General features: G+C 54.8%; 13 protein-coding genes. 4 read left to right on the top strand and 9 right to left on the bottom strand.

What is annotated here, in order from left to right:
• Positions 1-3: 3 nt before the first annotated feature.
• Positions 4-3744, bottom strand: coding sequence for a phosphoribosylformylglycinamidine synthase (locus tag G0Q06_RS01935; RefSeq protein WP_163961931.1), 3741 nt, complete (start codon positions 3742-3744; stop codon positions 4-6).
• 119 nt (positions 3745-3863) lie between these two features.
• On the opposite strand from G0Q06_RS01935, the gene G0Q06_RS01930 reads away from it, so the two are divergent.
• Genes G0Q06_RS01930 through G0Q06_RS01920 form a run of 3 tightly spaced genes read left to right on the top strand, consistent with a single transcriptional unit; the run spans position 3864 to position 7605 of the window.
• A complete protein-coding gene (locus tag G0Q06_RS01930) occupies positions 3864-5786 on the top strand; it encodes an amidophosphoribosyltransferase (protein WP_163961929.1) in 1923 nt (640 codons plus the stop codon).
• The gene (purM, locus tag G0Q06_RS01925) at positions 5779-6861 is read left to right on the top strand and encodes a phosphoribosylformylglycinamidine cyclo-ligase (RefSeq protein WP_163961927.1); all 1083 of its coding nucleotides are present in this window, start codon (positions 5779-5781) and stop codon (positions 6859-6861) included. Before G0Q06_RS01930 ends, purM begins: the two co-directional genes overlap by 8 nt.
• Positions 6862-6873: 12 nt before the next feature.
• A complete protein-coding gene (locus tag G0Q06_RS01920) occupies positions 6874-7605 on the top strand; it encodes a TrmH family RNA methyltransferase (protein WP_163961925.1) in 732 nt (243 codons plus the stop codon).
• Here the strand turns inward: G0Q06_RS01920 and hrpA are convergent.
• The 8 genes from hrpA to G0Q06_RS01880 form a co-directional block, all read right to left on the bottom strand.
• The gene (hrpA, locus tag G0Q06_RS01915; RefSeq protein ID WP_163961923.1) at positions 7584-11351 is read right to left on the bottom strand and encodes an ATP-dependent RNA helicase HrpA; all 3768 of its coding nucleotides are present in this window, start codon (positions 11349-11351) and stop codon (positions 7584-7586) included. The genes G0Q06_RS01920 and hrpA overlap by 22 nt on opposite strands.
• On the bottom strand, positions 11351-13552 hold the full coding sequence (locus tag G0Q06_RS01910; protein WP_163961921.1) for a transglutaminase TgpA family protein: 2202 nt from the start codon (positions 13550-13552) through the stop codon (positions 11351-11353). The genes hrpA and G0Q06_RS01910 overlap by 1 nt, the downstream gene beginning before the upstream one ends.
• The gene (locus G0Q06_RS01905; protein ID WP_163961920.1) at positions 13536-14690 is read right to left on the bottom strand and encodes a DUF58 domain-containing protein; all 1155 of its coding nucleotides are present in this window, start codon (positions 14688-14690) and stop codon (positions 13536-13538) included. Before G0Q06_RS01905 ends, G0Q06_RS01910 begins: the two co-directional genes overlap by 17 nt.
• The gene (locus G0Q06_RS01900) at positions 14641-15087 is read right to left on the bottom strand and encodes a phosphoribosyl-AMP cyclohydrolase (protein ID WP_163961918.1); all 447 of its coding nucleotides are present in this window, start codon (positions 15085-15087) and stop codon (positions 14641-14643) included. Before G0Q06_RS01900 ends, G0Q06_RS01905 begins: the two co-directional genes overlap by 50 nt.
• Before the next feature lie 31 nt (positions 15088-15118).
• Positions 15119-16141 (bottom strand): tRNA (adenosine(37)-N6)-threonylcarbamoyltransferase complex transferase subunit TsaD, encoded by a 1023-nt coding sequence (gene tsaD, locus G0Q06_RS01895; RefSeq protein ID WP_163961916.1) that lies wholly within the window; start codon positions 16139-16141, stop codon positions 15119-15121.
• Complete coding sequence (locus G0Q06_RS01890; RefSeq protein WP_163961914.1) at positions 16138-16377, bottom strand: hypothetical protein; 240 nt, start codon at positions 16375-16377, stop codon at positions 16138-16140. The genes tsaD and G0Q06_RS01890 overlap by 4 nt, the downstream gene beginning before the upstream one ends.
• Before the next feature lie 90 nt (positions 16378-16467).
• Complete coding sequence (locus tag G0Q06_RS14890; protein WP_425496118.1) at positions 16468-16608, bottom strand: ORF6N domain-containing protein; 141 nt, start codon at positions 16606-16608, stop codon at positions 16468-16470.
• An 89-nt stretch (positions 16609-16697) separates the two neighbouring features.
• The gene (locus tag G0Q06_RS01880) at positions 16698-17489 is read right to left on the bottom strand and encodes an alpha/beta fold hydrolase (protein ID WP_163961909.1); all 792 of its coding nucleotides are present in this window, start codon (positions 17487-17489) and stop codon (positions 16698-16700) included.
• Between the two features lie 189 nt (positions 17490-17678).
• Here G0Q06_RS01880 and G0Q06_RS01875 point away from each other — a divergent pair, with 189 nt between their 5' ends.
• Complete coding sequence (locus G0Q06_RS01875; RefSeq protein WP_163961907.1) at positions 17679-18206, top strand: ORF6N domain-containing protein; 528 nt, start codon at positions 17679-17681, stop codon at positions 18204-18206.
• Positions 18207-18241: the final 35 nt, after the last annotated feature.

Genomic DNA, 18241 nt, shown 5'->3' with positions numbered 1-18241 from the left:
CGATCAGCCGCTGAAGTACTTCACCCCGGAGGCAAATATCGGTTGCACCTTGTTTCCCGGAATGTTGATCCCGACGTAAGAGCCCACCCGCTCGCTGTGTCCCATCTTGCCAAAAATCCGGCCGCAGGGACTGGTGATGCCTTCAATGGCTTCCATGGAGCCGTTTGGATTATCCGGTAGCTGCAGGGTCGGTTTGCCATTTGCATCGACATACTGTGTCGCCACCTGGTCATTGCGGAAGAGTGAGGCCAGGACTTCCGAGGAGCCGACAAAGCGCCCCTCGCCGTGCGAAACCGGTGTCAAGGTCTCCTGACCAAGCGGACATTCCGAGAGCCAAGGCGATAGCCGCGAAACGACCTTTGTGCGAACGTAGCAGGAAACGTGGCGCCCGAGATGGTTCACCGTGAGGCTCGGATGGTCCGCCGCCATGGGTTGGATTTTGCCGTACGGCAAAAGCCCGAGTTTCACCAGCGCCTGAAATCCATTGCAAATTCCGAGAATCAGCCCGTCCCGCTCCTTGTAAAGGCGGCGTGTCGCCTCCGCGACGCGCTCATTGCGGAAAACCGAGGCAATGAACTTGCCCGACCCGCCGGGCTCGTCGCCCGCACTGAACCCTCCGGAAAGCATGAGAATCTGGGCCTGGTCGATCTTCTTTTCGAGGGCTTGCAGGCTTTCCTCGATCTCAGAATGCGTCCGGTTGCGGATAACAAGGATTTCCGCCTCGGCCCCGGCGGCCTCGAAGGCCCGCGCAGAATCATATTCACAGTTTGTCCCTGGGAAAACCGGGATCAGGACGCGTGGCCGGGCGGCCCTGGATTTGGAGCCACGGATACTGTGCGGCTCAAACATCTGCAGATTGACGGATTTCTTCTCCACCTCCACATGTGTCGGGAAAACGCTCTCGAGGGGCGCTTCCCAGACCTTGCGGAGTCGATCAAGCGAAAGTGATTCGCCATTCACTGTAATGAAAGGTTCACTACAAGTCCTTCCGACATATTCCCCGTTCAGGGAGGAGGCTTCCACGCCAGGCTTCAGCTCAAGCAGGATTGCTCCAAAGTCGCGCCCGAAGAGCTCGGAGCGGCTCACTTCCCCTTCAAAATTCATCCCGATCTTGTTGCCGAATGACATCTTGCTCACCGCCGCGGCCATGCCGCCTTCACGGACAACCGAAGCCGAGAGGACATCCCCGCGGGCAATGGCATTCGTTATTGATTCGTAGTTACGTTTCAGTACATCCCAATCGGGCATCCCGGAACCGTCGTTCGGGATACTCACCCGGGCAACAGGATGGTCCGCACCCTTGAACTCCGGCGATATGACCCGGGAGACTTCAACCGGGCAGACAGCAAAGGAGACCAGCGTTGGCGGCACGTCCATGTCCTTGAATGAACCGGACATGGAATCCTTTCCGCCGATGGCGGCAATCCCCAGCTCCTTCTGGACGAGCCATGCCCCAAGCAGTGCGGCAAACGGCTTGCCCCAGCGCGCTGGATCATTGCGAAGCTTTTCGAAGTATTCCTGAAAGGTCAGGTAGGTGTCCTCAAGACGACCTCCTGTTGCAACCAGGCGCGAAACCGACTCGATAACCGCATAAAGCGCCCCGTGGAAGGGACTCCAGGCAGCAACTTCCGGATGGAAGCCGAAACTCATAAGAGTGCCCATCCGTGTGTCACCTTCAAGGAGAGGAATTTTGGCCGCCATGGCCTCAGTCGGAGTGATGCGTTCAGCCCCGCCAAACGGGTGAAGGACCGAGCCCGCCCCGATTGTGCTGTCAAAGCGCTCGACGAGGCCCTTTTGCGAACAGACATTCAGTTCGGAAAGCCTTTCCTCCCACTGCGTCTTCAGCGGGATCGTTTCTTCCTCAAGGAGCAAGGGATTTTGGCCCGTTGGATGGGTGACCTTAACCGCCGCCTGCTGACGCACTCCGTTGGTATCTAGGAACTTACGCGAGATGTCGACGATAGTCTGCCCCCGCCAGGTCATCTTCAGTCTGGCTTCTTCCGTCACATCAGCCACCTTGACCGCTTGCAGGTTTTCAGCAGCGGAATGATCCAGAAATGCTTGAAGATCCTTCGGATCGAGCACCACGGCCATGCGCTCCTGTGATTCGGAAAGGGCGATTTCTGTTCCATCGAGCCCGTCGTATTTCAACGGGACAGCATCCAGATCAATTTCAAGCCCATCGGCCAGCTCGCCAATGGCGACGGAAACGCCTCCCGCGCCAAAGTCATTGCAGCGCTTGATCATACCGCTGACCTCCGGATCACGAAAGAGCCGCTGCAACTTGCGCTCCATGGGCGGATCGCCCTTCTGGACTTCCGCCGCATTCTCAAGGGCGGTATCGGTGTGCTCCTTTGAGGATCCCGTTGCCCCGCCAATGCCGTCCCGGCCCGTGCTGCCCCCCACCAGGACAATGACATCTCCCGGCTCAGGGGTCCCGCGGACCACCTGCGAGCGCGGGGCGGCTGCGATGACCGCCCCGATTTCCATTCGCTTGGCCACGTAACCCGGATGATACACTTCATTCACCATCCCGGTTGCCAGACCGATCTGGTTACCGTAGCTGCTATAGCCATGCGCCGCTTCCAAAGTAATTTTCTTTTGCGGCAGTTTCCCGGGCAGGGTCTGAGAGACTTCCTGACGTGGATCGGCACAGCCGGTCACCCGCATTGCCTGGTAAACATAACTCCGGCCCGACAGGGGATCGCGGATGGCCCCGCCAAGGCAGGTCGCCGCACCACCGAAAGGCTCGATCTCAGTCGGGTGGTTGTGTGTCTCGTTCTTGAACATGACCAGCCATTCCTCCGTCGCGCCATCGCGCTCAACAGGAACAACAATACTGGCTGCGTTGACTTCTTCCGAGACTTCCAGCTCCGGCAGCTTTCCTGCCTTACGGAGTGATTTCATCCCCATCAGGGCGATATCCATCAGGCAGACAGGTCGACCTGAAGGATCCTTCCCATACACGTCCTCGCGGGCGGCCTTGTAACTTGCCCATGCCGACTCAATGCCTCCGCTCAGGGGACCGGACTCGATTTCCACTGAGGTAATCTCCGTGAGAAAAGTTGTGTGGCGGCAATGATCCGACCAGTAGGTGTCGAGGAGCTTGATTTCGGTCAGGCTGGGATCGCGCCCCGCCTCTTCCTTGAACCACTGCTGGCAGAAGGCCAGATCCTCCAGTGACATGGCCAGCCCGAGCTCCTTGTGCAGGGCATTGAGGAAAAAGCTGTCACCCGAACGGAAGCCCTCCAATGTCGCCACCGATTCCGGCTCAGGAACAGGATGACGCAAGGTTTCCGGACGCTCAAGCGCCGCCTCCCGGGAATCGACCGGATTGATCCGGTAGGCCTTGATGCGGGCAACCTCCTCATCCGGGAGCTGGCCTTCGAGAATATATACCTCGGCGCAGCGCACCACCGGATCGCAATCTGCCAGAATTTTCAGGCATTGCTGGGCGGAATCAGCGCGCTGGTCAAATTGGCCCGGCAGGTATTCCACGGCGAAGACCGTCGAATCGGGTTCCCAGGGAGCCTTTTCGAAAATGACCTCGATTGCCGGCTCTGAGAAGAGCGATTGCTTGCTGGTCTCCCACACCTCTTCAGAAATCCCCTCGACATCGTAGCGAAGGAGATGCCTGACCGCGCCGAGCCCCTCTATTCTCAGGTCGCGACAGATGTCGTCGCGCAGGGCCCTGGCTTCTTGACGGAATTCCTCCCGCTTTTCCACGTAAACTCGCCTGATCATGCAATTTGAGATGACCCAGCATTCGGTGAACTGCAACCCTCAATCCCGACTAAAAGCCGACAAAAGATTTGCCCTATGAGAATGAGTCCTACACCGTGCAGTCGATTTTCCGGCACCCGATGAGTGAACTGATAAAACACGAATGTGGAATCGCCCTGATACGGCTTAAAAAGCCTCTAGGCTATTACCAGGAAAAGTACGGATCACCCCTGTACGGATTCAGCAAGCTGTTCCTCCTCATGGAGAAACAACATAACCGTGGCCAGGACGGGGCAGGAATCGGCTGCGTGAAGCTCAACATGCCCCACGGGCAAAGCTACATGCACCGTGAACGGGTCCTGAAGGAAAACTCACTCGGGAGGCTCTTTAAAAAACCGCTCAAAAAGTATGACAAACTGGTCCGGAAAGGAATTATTCTCCCGGAATATACCGATTCGGTGAAGGCGCATTTTGACTTCGGCGGCGAAGTGCTGGTCGGGCACTTGCGGTACGGGACTTCCGGGAATTTCACGGAGAGCTCCTGTCACCCGTATTTCCGGCGCAGCAATTGGCCCACCCGTAACCTGATGGTCTGCGGGAACTTCAACATGACCAATACGGCCGAGCTCAACCGGATTCTCATCAATCGCGGCCAGCATCCGATTTTCGACACGGATACGCAAACCATCCTCGAGGAAATCGGGTTCCATCTCGATGAGGCCCACGATGCCATCTACCACAAGATGCGGGATAACTCGAATTTGCCGGGTTCAAAGATCCCGGAGGTCATTTCCGATGAGCTGGACCTTGTTCGGATTCTCCGCAAAAGCGCCAGCGTCTGGGATGGCGGATACGCGCTGGCTGGCCTGGTTGGCAACGGAGATGCCTTTGTCATGCGGGATCCACACGGGATTCGCCCGGTCCATTATTTTGAGGATGACGAGGTGATCGCATTCGCCTCTGAGCGCGTGCCACTCATGACTGCCTTTGACAAGGAAAAGGATGCCATCCAGGAAGTCCCGCCGGGCCACGTTGTTTCCATGAAGAATGATGGGGAGGTACGCGTCGATTCCTTCGCTAATCCCGCACCACGGAGCTCATGCACTTTCGAACGGATCTATTTTTCCCGCGGAAATGACCCTGATATCTACACTGAACGGAAACGCCTTGGCGGCGCCCTCTGTCCACAGATTCTGGAGGAGATTGATTACAATCTTGAGGACGCGGTATTCTCCTATATCCCGAATACGGCGGAAACGGCAAGTTATGGCCTGCTTCATGCCCTGCGCATGTATCGCCGCACAACCGTGAAGGAAAAAATCCTCGAGGCTCACGCCGATGGTTCCCTGGACGAGTCCATGCTTGACGATTTAATCCTCAATAATTGGCCGAGGGCGGAAAAAATCGCTCATAAGGATATTAAATTGCGGACCTTTATCTCGCAGGAAAAGGGCCGGAGCAAGATGGTCTCACACGTTTACGATATCACCTATGATGTTGTGGAGCCCAAGGACAACCTGGTCGTTCTGGATGATTCTATCGTTCGCGGGACAACCCTGCGCCAGTCCATTATCAAGATTCTTTCCCGGACAAATCCCAAAGCAATCATTGTCGCTTCCACTGCTCCCCAGATCCGTTATCCCGATTGTTACGGGATCGACATGAGCGAGCTGGGTAAATTCATCGCCTTCCAAGCCGCAATTGCCCTTTTGAAAGACCGGGGGGCCGGTAAGCGCATTGAAGAAGTCTACCAGGCCTGTCTCGAGGAGTTGAAGAAACCGAAGGAGGAACAGGTAAACCGGGTGAAGGAAATCTACGCTTCCTTTTCCCCTGAGGATATCTCCACCAAGATCGCGGAACTGCTTTACCCACAGGATATCCCGTGGAAGGGACGGTTGGTCATTCTCTACCAGACGATTGAGAACCTGCACGCTTCCACACCCGGAAACACGGGAGACTGGTACTTCTCCGGCAATTACCCGACGGCCGGCGGCATCCAGATCGCCAATCAAGCCTTCATTCAATACTACGAAAACCGCTCCGGTCGCAGTTACGATGTCTAAGAAACAGAGCAAAAAGAAAGCCTACGCCGAGGCCGGCGTGGACATCGCATTGGCTGACAAACTCCTGGGAAGCGTCAAACCATGGCTCAAGCAAGCAAGCCGTCCGGAGTCCTTGGGTTCCATCGGGGGCTTTGGTGGGTTTTTTGATATTTCGAAGACGCGTTGCAAGCACCCTGTGTTGGTCAGCAGCACGGACAGCGTTGGCACGAAAGTGACCGCGGCCCGGATTGTCGGCAACTACAGCAACCTCGGCGCGGACATCGTCAACCATTGCGCCAACGACATTGCCGTGTGTGGCGCGGAACCCCTTTACTTTCTCGATTACTACGCCACCGGCCAGCTTGACAGGAATTATGTCACCCTGATGAAGGGATTGGCCAAGGCCTGCAAGGCTTCCAACATTGCCCTCGTGGGGGGAGAAACCGCCGAGCTGCCGGGCGTCTACAACAACGGTGAGTGCGACCTCGTCGGGACCATTGTTGGTGTCGTTGACAAGCCGAGGATCCTCACCGGCAAGGCAATCCGCCCGGGAGACGTGCTCGTCGGCCTTGCCTCCAGCGGCCTGCACACAAACGGCTTTTCCCTTGCCCGGAAAATCCTCTTCAAGGACATGAAGCTGAAGCCGGAGGATACCTTGCCCGGTTTTCGCTCGAAAGTGGGCAATGCCTTGATGCAGGCCCATGTCAATTACAGTGGCTTCCTGTTGGAGGCGTTCAAGAAGTACAACAAGGGATCACAGGCCTCGAAAAGGCGTGGTAACGCCATTTTCGGCGCGGCTCACATCACCGGTGGAGGCTTCACGGGAAATGTCCCGCGGATTCTCCCGGAAAATTGTAGTGCCATTATCAATACCAAATCATGGAAGCCCTTACCGGTTTTCCAGACCATGGTTTCCGGGGGGAAAGTCGATTTTGAGGAAGCCTACGAGGTTTTCAACATGGGCATCGGCATGGTGCTGGCGGTTTCGCCGGATGTCGCGGCAAACATTGTCAAGCTGGCCGGTAAGCACAAACACAAGGCTGTGATCGTTGGGGAAGTCATCAAGGGTGATGGTTCCGTTGAATTGAACCGCTAATTGAAAGAAGCTGTGCAAAAATCCTCCTCGACTGAATATCTCTACGGCCTGAATCCGGCCTTTGAATGCCTGCGCGCCGGACGGCGCAAAGTACACGAGGCCTTCATCAATGAGCTAACGGCCAATAGCGCGAGGCTGAAGACACTGCGTCGGCTACTGGATGAGCGGGACATTCGCGTCAACCTGACCGACAAGGGCCGGCTACACCAGTTGAGTGCTTCCACCGAACACCAGAACGTGGTCATGAAAGTGGATCGCTATCCGTACGTGACCCACACGGAATGTCTGGCAGCGGAGCGCGTCCTTCTCCTGGATAATGTTGAAGACCCCCACAATGTGGGTGCCATCCTCCGGTCAGCAGAAGTCTTTGGGTTCCATCACATTCTTCTACCCACAAAAGGTGTTCCCGAGGTTTATCCATCCGTGGCCAAGGTCTCGGCGGGTTCAGTTGAATTCCTGAACATTGCCCGGGACTGCAATTCGGTCACTTACGTCCAGAAGGCACTTGATGCCGGTTACTGCGTGGCTGCTTTGGATGCAAAAGGCTCCGTTCAGCTGGAGGAGTTTGCCAAGGATACGCACAATCCCCTGCTGGTGGTGATCGGCGGCGAAGATAAGGGCGTCGGCCAGTTCATCCTCAACCATGCAACGGCAACGCTGGCCATTCCCCAGAGCGGGAAGATCAATTCCCTCAATGCGTCGGTCGCGGCGTCAATTACCCTCTACGCCTTGCGCCCCGCCTGATCCTCGAGAGCCCGAAATGCGCTCTCGATAATCTTGCTTGAGACCTTGTCGGATGTCCCAAGCTCCTGGGCGAAAACCTGTACCTTGAATTCCTCAAGAAGCCAACGCAGGTGGCGTTTCTCCAACGCTGGAGCCTTCAAGGTTTGATAACGCTGGATAAAGCGGATCAGGGGCTTGGCTTTTTCCGCATCCTTGGCGGGATTCTGGCGGGCCCGTTGAATCCTCAGCGTAAGCGCTTCCAGATAGCGCGGGTACTGATGTAGCCGAGCCAGATTGAGTTCACGGAGAAACTTTGGATGAACAAGCGCATTCAGTTCAATTTCCCACGGTGAAGACGTCTGCAATAGCCGGAGAACCTTATCGCGCTTCCCGATTATGGTTTCGAGCAAATCGACATATCGCGGGACGAGACCCTTCATCTTTCCACGGGCCTGGGCAATGACTCTTTCAACCTTGTCCCGTTGCAGGGGAAGCGGCTCGGCAAAGGCCAGCAAGTCCCGGGTAATCAATGACAAGGAATCGGCAGCGAGGGCTTTTGAATCCATCAGGAAAGAAAAGCCAAGGGCGACACGTTTGACCTCCTTTTGCAAATCACGCTCCAGCCAGCCAAGGTCGCGGCCAAGTCCTTCAGCACATAATTCCGGAAATCCCTTTCGAGTTGCTCGTGATGCTGTAGCCAAATCCGGATACAGTTTCAGGGCCACTCCGTTCTTTCCGGATTCAAGCCCGGGAAAGGCTTTCACCGGCAGCCCGGCAATGTCCCCAAGAACAATTTCCAGCGGCAAGTCGGGGAACGAATCAGGATGAACGCGATCTGCTTCAAATTTTGCCTGACCGTCTTTCCATATCTGGAGCTGCTCCCTTCCCTCGCCTTTTTCAAAACTGCTGCGGACAGCCTGCTCGTATTGCTGGCTCACTTCCTGCCAGTTGCGTCCGGAAGCAACAGTTTTCTTCTTCCTGTCAATCACCTCAACGCGCGGCCGCAGGTATTCTGGCACAGCCTCATCCGACCAATCATCCTTGCGGACACGGACTTTCCGGGACTCCCACAACAACTCCGTCAACTGCTCCACGAGCGATCCCTTCTCCGCGGAAACCTTCAGGGCCAGCTCCTGAGACACGTCCGCCATCGGGAATAGCTGCTTCCGCATTTCTTTTGGAAGGCTGCGCAAAAGGTATTCAACCCGCTTGCAGATGTATCCGGGAACCGCCCAGTCAATCAGGCCCGGTTCGACCGATTCAAATTCCTCCACGGGGATCTTGAGAGTTGCCCCGTCCTCGTCTTCACCGGGTTTGTAGGCGTATTCCAGATCAAGACGAAGCCCCTTCAAGTCCGCTACATCCGGAAACGCATTCAATTCCTTCTCCAGTTCACTTTCCTGAAGAAGATCATTCTCGGTAATCCGCAACGCGTCATCTTTCCCGCCATGCTGATCGCGTAAAAAGGCCCTCAGGTCTCCATACGATCCAACCCGCTCCAATCGACGGGCATAGAACTCATACAATTTCTCATCAAGGGCCCAACCGGTTCCTTTCCGCAGGCGCGTTTGCTGATCCCGAACAGATTCGAGCAGGCGCTGATTTGCTTCATGGAAGGGAACCTTGGACAAAAGACGCCCTTCAACAAGGGCTTCCCTGATGAAGATCTCCGTCGCGGCCCGCGCATCCACCTGCAGGTAGGCGGTCTTCTTCGTTGCCACCTCCAGTCCATACAAGAGGATTCGCTCACGGACGAGGACGCGTTCGTTCTTTTCCTCGTAGAATGGTTCCGTGTATTTGTGAGTCAGTACATGTGATCCAATTCGTAGAATCCAATTGGGGTCGATGCGGGCCACCGTCCGCGCATAGAGACGGTTTGTTTCCATGAACTCCGCGCAGAGAATCCACTTGAACGAAATCTTCTTTTCCTCCGCAGCATCAGGCTTCTTCTTTTTGGCAGACTTGCGGGCAGTCTTCTTGAAAAGTCCTGAGCCCGGGAAAATCATGACCTTCCGGTTTCTTGTGGCACGGTAATGATTGGCTTCCTCAAGTTGCCCGATCCCGGACAATAGGCCACTCAACAAAGCGCGGTGAATCTGGTCATACTCGGCAGGCTCCGCGTTTTCACGGAATGATCGGACCTCCTTCAAGGTCCGTTCCAGTTGATGATGTATGTCCCGCCATTCGCGCATCCGCAAATAGGACAGAAAATGCGATTTGCAGAATTTGCGCAGCTGGTTCTGGCTCAGGCGATCCATCTCCTCGTGGTAACTGTTCCAGATATTCAAGAGAGTCAGGAAATCAGATTCTGGATGCTGGAACTTCCTGTGCATGGCGTCTGCATCCTTGGCAAGGTCCATAGGTCGTTCCCGTGGATCCTGGATACTCAGCCCGGCCGCAATGACAAGCAGCTCACTGACACAGCCCTCCCTGTTTGCCTCCAAGAGCATTCTCCCAACAGTTGGATCTGCGGGGAGATGAGCCAACTTGCGACCGAGCGGAGTCAGCTGATGTTCCTTGTCCAGGGCGCCCAGCTGCACGAGCAATTCGAAGCCCGAGCGTATGGACCGCTCCGCCGGCGGTTCAATGAACGGAAATGTCCTGATATCTCCAATACGAAAGGCGATCATCCGGAGTATGACATCGGCAAGGTTACTTCGCAGGATTTCCGGGGTTCCAAATTCAGGACGGGACAGGAAATCCTGTTCACTGTACAGGCGCAGGCAAACCCCTTCACTGAGACGGCCGGCCCGCCCCTTCCGCTGGTTGGCCGAACTCTGGGCAACCTTCTCGATTGGAAGGCGACGCGTATGCGTATGCGTGCTGTAACGGCTCACCCGGGCGAGACCGCTGTCCACTACAAAACGGATTCCCGGAATGGTGATGGAAGTTTCGGCAATGTTAGTGGATAGAATGACTTTGCGAAAACGGGAACTCTTGAAAATCCTGTCCTGATCCTGACCAGACAGGCGACCAAACAAGGGCAAAATCTCAAGGTGGTTAAAGCCGCGTTTCTCAAGCATGTCCCGCACTTCTCGAATGTCCTTTTCCCCGGGAAGGAAGACGAGGACATCCCCGGGCCGGTTCCAGTCGAGTATCAATTCAATTCCCCGGACAACCCCGTCGACATAAGTCATCTCCCCCGCTTCTTCCAGCAACTCATCGATTGGGGCATAGATTGTCTCGACGGGATACAAGCGCCCGCTGACTTCGAGGATCGGTGCACCGTCAAACGCCTCCGAGAAGGCCTTGGTATCAATTGTCGCCGAGGTGATCACGATCTTCAAGTCCCGCCGACGCTTCAACAGTTCCTTCAGGTAACCGAGCAGGAAATCAATGTTCAGGCTGCGCTCGTGTGCCTCATCGACAATGATCACGCTGTATTCGCGCAAATCGGAATCGCCCTGAATTTCCGTCAGGAGCATCCCGTCGGTCATGACTTTAATTAGCGTGTCCCGCCGGGTCTTGTCAGTGAAACGGATTTTTGCTCCGACTTCGGCACCCCAATCGACACCCAGTTCCTCGGCAATTCGTCGGGAGATGGACAAGGCGGCAACGCGACGCGGCTGTGTACAGGCAATTTTACCCTTCTCAGCCAAGCCGGCATCAAGGCACATCTTGGGAATCTGCGTTGTCTTGCCGGATCCGGTCTCGCCGGCTATGACAACCACCTGGTTCGATTGAATCAGCTCGATGATCTCCTTCCGGTGAATCGCAATCGGAAGTTCCTCGGGATACCGAACCTGCAATGGAGGGCGCCCTTTCATCAAGGATTGCTCACCCCGGTAAACCGTTTGGGATGACGGCCAAGCTGTTTCAAATAGCTTTCCGTGTTATCCGGCCATGCATCAACCGGGCCGTAGCGAATGACCAGAAGGCTTTGATACCCTTGAGTTGAGGGTGTAAGAATCCCGGAAAGCGATCCAAGCAATCTCCCTGCTTTTTTCCGCATGAAGGTCTCGTAGTGATCGCGCTTCCGGATTTGTCGTATCAGAAATACAAATACAAGAATTATCACGACCACCCCCGTCGGCATGGAAAGGTCCCGGACCAGCGCTGACCATTTTCCACTCCGTATCCCCTGCTGCCAATCCCTGTTCAGACTTGAGCGCAAGGCTTTTGCTTTTTCCTTCAACCAGTCAAAGCTCACCAACCCGACCCCCTTGACAGAGTCGGCCATCTCCAACTGATCCGTGCTGTCGAATTGAATGACCCTTCTGAACCAGAGCACCTTCAGACTGTCCAGATAAGCCCTCCAGGTGTCGTCAAGGCGCAAACCGCCAACAGCCAGGGCATTGTCGACAGAACCCGGGTCAACAAGGTATCCAGGCGTCGGGTCGACGCGGATCCAACCTTTTGTTGAATCGAAGACTTCCACCCATGCATGCGCATTACGGTGCCTGACCATGAAATAATTTTCATAACCGTTCCAATCCCCGCCGGCGTACCCAGTCACGAGGCGGGCCGGAACTCCCGCGTAGCGGGAAATCAGGACAAATGCACCTGCATAAAGTTCGCAATGACCATCAATGCCCGAATCCACCCAGCGCAGGACACTTTCAGCATCCCCCGACGGGATTTTCGTATCGAGGCTGTATCCGCGACCACTTTGGAGATACGCCACAACTCGATTGGAAAATTCCTCCACGCTCCGGTTTCCCAATCTTCCTGTCTTTCTTAAAGCAGCGTTAAGAATGCTTAAATTCTCCCTTCCAGATGGGACTACCAGTGTTGTGGCAGGATAGGAAATATCCTTCAGATAAGTGGGATCCGAGGTGTCGAGCAGGATTGGTTTCAATCCCGTCAGCTCGAGATCGCTTTTATCGATGGGAAGTGTTCCCCCGAAATCCAAGCCCTCGTAGCGCAGGGAAAGAGTCGTAGCATTGGTCTCGTTGGTTTTCAGGACCCGCGTCAGGTCGTGCACCTGAAGCTCGATCCGATTCTTGAATCGCAGCGTATTAAAGCTGTCTCCTGCCGGAAGATAGGCACTGATGCCGCCTTCCAGGTAAAGGGTCCAGATCGCATTTTCGTCTGTCCCGCTTGTAGAATTATCAAAATCAAAGCGATAATTATTAAGGGTACGCCTTTCCCGGGCAACTTTGGGGGAGACCATGAAGCCGCCGTCATAATAGGCATCCAGTGTCACCATCCTCCAATAGGGACGTGCCGGGATGGACTCCATTTCCACATCCACACGCATGGCGATGGCATCATCATTCAAGATATCGACCACATCCCCATATTTAACATGATCCGAAAAACCGGTCAGGCTTTGTGCTGTTTGAAGCCGTGGGAAGGGTAAGGCCGCCCCAATATCAAACCGTGGCATGAACAGAAATAGCGCCAGGGCCATCGAGGTCGTGAGAAAAAACAATCCCGTGCCCGCAAGAAGAGTGCGTCGATCCACGCGAATCAAGAGGCGCCTGAACAGGGTAATCCATCCGTCACAATAGAACACCTGCAATGCCTCCTTTTGGATTCCGGCCATGTTCCTGGAATGGGATAAGTTTGCCGTGAAGAGCAGCCCCATCGCCAACGGGGCGTAGATCAGCATCTGCAGGCCAAAGGTAATTTCGAGACTGAGCACCCCTGTGATCAGAATCAGGAACAGCGTCAAAAGAAGCAGTTGCATATCCTCGCGCGGGGAGCGGGCCTGGATAGCCCGGTAAAGCGTGAGGATCACGATCATCCGGAAAAGCGGTGGCAGGACATCGCCTCGGCTCATGACAAAATCCGCCACAATCAACGCAAGAAGACCCACCGGGGCGATCCGCCAGAATAGGGCTGGAAGAAGTGGGATAAGTCGCGGAAAGGCCAATACGAAGAGAATGGCGACAATCGCGGCTGACAAAAGCCCGGAGGCCCCAAGGTCAATGGAGAAGGCACCAACAAGGCTTACCAGGGCCATTGTCTGGCCAATGATCCAGCGGATCCCGGACAACTCATATATGTCAAGCCTGCCCGACATGCTGTCCCTCCATGTTAGCGTTTACGGTTTTATCCGGACCGGGTGTAAAGGTGACGGCATCCGGGGGAGCCGCAGCGGGTTCGTCACCCGGATTGTGGGATTCCCTTTGAAGAGTGGATAACGTATCCAGAAATAAGTACAAATCATCAATTGAGCCAATCTTCTGACGGGACCCCGCCACCTGGACGCTCCTAAGCTGATCGTGCTGAAAGAGGTCTTCAGCAAGGCTGGCCGCAAAGGAACACATGGTCTCAAACTGTGCCGGATCCGTCCAGAGATGGGGAGAGGGATCCACAAACAGGGCAAAGGCCTGATGATGTTCCTGTTCGGTCTCGCGCACCTGCAGGGAGCCCAGCTTGGCCGATGCCTTCCAGTGGATTCGACGCAAGGGATCGCCACTCCTGTAGCCACGGACATGGATCAGTTCAACGCCCTCCCCTTTTTGCCTGTGGTGGCCATAAAGCCAGCGCCGGCCAGCTTTGCTTGCCGAGAACTGGTAGGGAATACGGGCCGGCCAGACAGTAACCTTCCTCTCATAGCTGTCCCGGATGGTCTTTTTCAGGAAGCCAAACGGGTACCGTGAAAGCAGTCCCTCAAGGCGGATCGTTTCCTCGCCGCGTTGACGAGGGACAAACTCCCACAGGAGACGCGTTTTCTCATGGCTATCCAAACGGCTGTTAAGAAAGAGCTCCTGTTTAACCTGACTGAGAACTGCCGAAAGGGTAAACATCAGGTCGTAGGATGGAAGCCAGCGCTTGGTATTCTCGATTTCCAGATAAACCGGGCTCTCTTCGTCGACCCGGTAATGGCGGCCTGCTTCCACACGCCAACGACAGCCTTTGAAATTAATCCAACTGAGAAGACCACTGACCAACAAAGTGCTGAGCATCATCGAGAGTCCCAGATAGAGAATGTTCTGCCCGGTATTGAAGGCAGCCGTCCCCACCCCGATCGTGATAACAATGAGCATTGTCCCCGTTTTGGTGGGAACAGTCCGGTGACCACGCGGCGGGCTGATCAGTTGGACCAGCACGCGCACGGTATTGCCGACAACGGAGGACCCGGCGAAATATCCGGGATCCGCCCAATCAACCTTGGGTGCTGTCGTGTCCCTGCCAGATTGGCTGATAAGGGGCATGTCTCAATTCTCCTTCATCGATGACCCGGTAGTAACAACTGATGCGGCTAATTCCGTCGGGTGACTGCGTGTGGCAAGCGCCCTCCCCTTTTGGACGCACCAGATAGAGGATTGAATTCTGTTCGCAATTCACCCGGGCCTCAATCAATTCAAGCGTGTCACCACTCGTTGCCCCTTTGATCCAAAGTTCGTCGCGACTGGTGCTCCAGAAGACAGCAACTTTCTTTTCAAGCGCTGTTCGCAAGGCCTGCTCATTCACATAACCAACCATCAGGACAAGACCCGTTTCAATATCCTGTGCAACGGCGGGAATGACCCCCGGCACAGATTCCGCAACCTTCCCGATCTTGGTGAAATCAAGCTTCAACGGTGTCCCTTCTTCAATTTCGCGCGACATGACTAACAAAATGAATATGCAGAAGCGCCGATCAAGCAAGTTCCCATGACGGATCGAAAGTGGATGGCTCTTCCTGGCATCCCGCCCGGTCAGCAAAGGCCGCGAAGGCAATCATGGCAGCATTGTCCCCGGTATGTGCCGGATCGGCGATCAATACCGGCAATTTTTGCTGGTTACCCACTTTCTGGATTGCTTCACGAAGGTCCTGGTTATTGGCGACACCGCCGGAAAGTCCGAGGCTTCTGAATTCTCCAGCTTCCAAAAACTGGCGGGTCTTGCGCTGCAAGGCATCCACGACTGCCGCCTGGTAACTTGCACAAAGATCGGCCATGCCCGCCTCCAAATCGGCATCGCTCATTTTCTCAAGCTGGTATCGCAGGCTTGTCTTGAGCCCTGAAAAGGAGAACCGCGGCACATCCGCTTGGGGAAAGGCCCGCGGAAATGAATAAGCCTTGGAGTTTCCATTAGCGGCCTGCTTTTCAATCAACGGTCCACCCGGGTACGGCATGCCCAGCAACTTGGCTCCCTTGTCCAGCGCCTCGCCCGCCGCATCGTCCACTGTGTTGGCCAGCACCTCAAGGTTGCCATTCAGGTCGATGCGAAAGAGGATCGTGTTACCGCCAGAGACAATTAAGCCCAGATGTGGCAAACAGTCGCGAAACTGCCCGGAAAACCCATCCGGATCCTTTTCATGCAACTGAATAAAAGGAGAAAAAGCATGCCCGCGCAGATGATTCACCCCGACAAGGGGAAGTTTGGATGCGAGCGAAAGCGCATGGCCCACGGCCATCCCCAGCGCAAGGCACCCCGCCAAGCCCGGCCCGGTGGTGACGGCAATCAGGTCGCCAGCCACGGGCCTATGCGCCGCGAGGACTTCCTTCAACAGCGGCGGAAAATTGTCGAGATGCTCCCGGCTGGCCAGATCCGGAACAATCCCCCCATACGCTTGATGCTTTAAAATCTGCGAATGCACCCATTCCCCGCGCAGGCCCTTCCCCGGATCGAAGAGCGCCATCGCTGACTCGTCACATGAACTCTCAATGCCGATGATCATGGGTGGAAACCTGCCCGACGCCTTGATAGAGACGGCGGCGGGGCCAACAACGGTTGAAGTTCCTGCCAGATAAAATTCAAGGCCTCATCGTGCTTCAACAGTTTGGCATCAACTTCAGCAAGCCTCTTGAAGATATGGGCGTTGGCCATCAGCAATTCCCGCTGTTTGATAAATGCCCGGACAACATAAACGCTCATCTTCTCAGCCTTTTCACTCCTCAGAATATTAGCAATCATTATAGCTCCGTGCTCGGTAAAAGCGTATGGCAAGGTTCGGCGACCACCATGAAGTCTTGAGGTCACAGTTTGTGACTTCAAGTCATCCCATTAGTTCCTGCTCAATTTAATCAGGAAATCTTTCGGGAACTTTTTGATATTCCTTTTCAACGCTTGGTTAAGGACCTTCGTTTGAACGCCGTACAATTCAGCGAGATCCGAATCAAGAACCACCCTGAATCCACGGACCATGAAAATGACGGATTCAATGGGATCATGAATATTTCTAACAGCTGATTTTGGCATACTCAAAACTGCCTCAAGGAAACTTTGAAAGTCAATTACCTAACGTCACTTAAATTATCCACAACCACTTTGATAAATCGCTCCGTTTGGTCAAAGTGCACGTTGTGGCCAGCACCATCGACCGTCACCAATTGGGCCCGTGGAAAGAAGCCCTTGATCATCTGCAGATCGGAATCCGCGACAAACTTGGACTCGCCGCCACGGAGAAACAGGACCGGACCATCGTAGCCCTGACCCGGTTCGGGAATCTGTCGAAACAAGTTTGGCAAGGCGCTCTCGAGAATTCCCAGATTCACGATCCAGCGAAAGCCACCCGAGGGATCACGCTCAAGATTGCTTACAAGGAATTTCCGGAAGGCCCAATCACTGATGTCCTTTTCAAGCCATTCCTCCGCCTCCTGGCGCTTCGTGAAGTGATGAACCGGCATGCGCCGCATTGTGGCAAACTCTCGCTCCCATCTGGGCGGATAGGCACGCGGAGCAATATCGACCACTGTCAGCGACTGAATCCGTTCCGGGTAGCGACAAGTCAGATACATCGCCACCTTACCGCCCATGCTGTGCCCGAGCACGTGCAGACGCTTCAACCCCTTCCGGTCCATCCAGGCAAGGACATCGGCTGCCATTGTCGGGTAATCCATATGCGGATCATGCGGGCTACTGCCATGATTACGCAGGTCCAGTGCGAACACCTTGAAGGACTCGGACAACTTCTTCCCCGCAGTCTGCCAATTGCGTGAAGATCCCAGCAGACCGTGCAGCAACAACAGCGCTGGAGCGTCTTCCGCTCCGCCATATGCCCGTTCTGCAAGGTCCAACGTCTCCATAACGGTATTCCGCATCAGCTCGGGGAAATGCTCAAACAAAAAGCAGCATTCCAAGGGTATAATCCAGGTGAGCTGACTACCTGATCATGACTGTTCTACCTACTTGTAGAGACTGTTCCCGAAGCAAAAGGTAAACTCAGAATATGTGACCCTGCTCAGTTGTGACCTGAATATCCCTGCCCAAAAAACATGAACAAACCCATCCCGATCTTTTTGCTTCGTGGACGCCCGGTAATCCTGGATACTGACCTCGCGACCCTTTACGGAGTGACTACCAAGCGACTAAACGAACAGGTCCGGCGCAATCAGGAACGCTTTCCTGATGATTTTGTATTTATCTTAACCAAAGAAGAAACTGGATTTTTGAAGTCGCAATTTGCGACTTCAAAAATCAACTCATTATTTATCAAGGACTTACAATCCACAGGAAGTGGCGGACGCCGTAATTTGCCCTACGCCTTCACCGAGCATGGAGCCCTGATGGCAGCGAATGTTTTAAAAAGCCCGGAAGCGGTAAAAATGAGCGTGTTCATCATCCGGGCATTTGTGAAACAGCGGGTGGCTCTGAGCGCGAACGAGGCAATCCTCAAGCGCCTCGCGGAAATCGATAAATCCCTGCTGGTCCACGATACCGCATTGCGCGACCTGTATCAAAAGCTGCTTCCGCTATTGGAACCACCACCGACCAAGCCAAAACGTCCCCTAGGATTTGGATAGGAGATCAAAGGATCCAAATTCAGTCAGGAAAATGG

It is taken from the genome of Oceanipulchritudo coccoides (genome assembly GCF_010500615.1).
GTDB lineage: Bacteria > Verrucomicrobiota > Verrucomicrobiia > Opitutales > Oceanipulchritudinaceae > Oceanipulchritudo > Oceanipulchritudo coccoides.
This window is presented reverse-complemented; position numbering and strand designations above follow the sequence as displayed.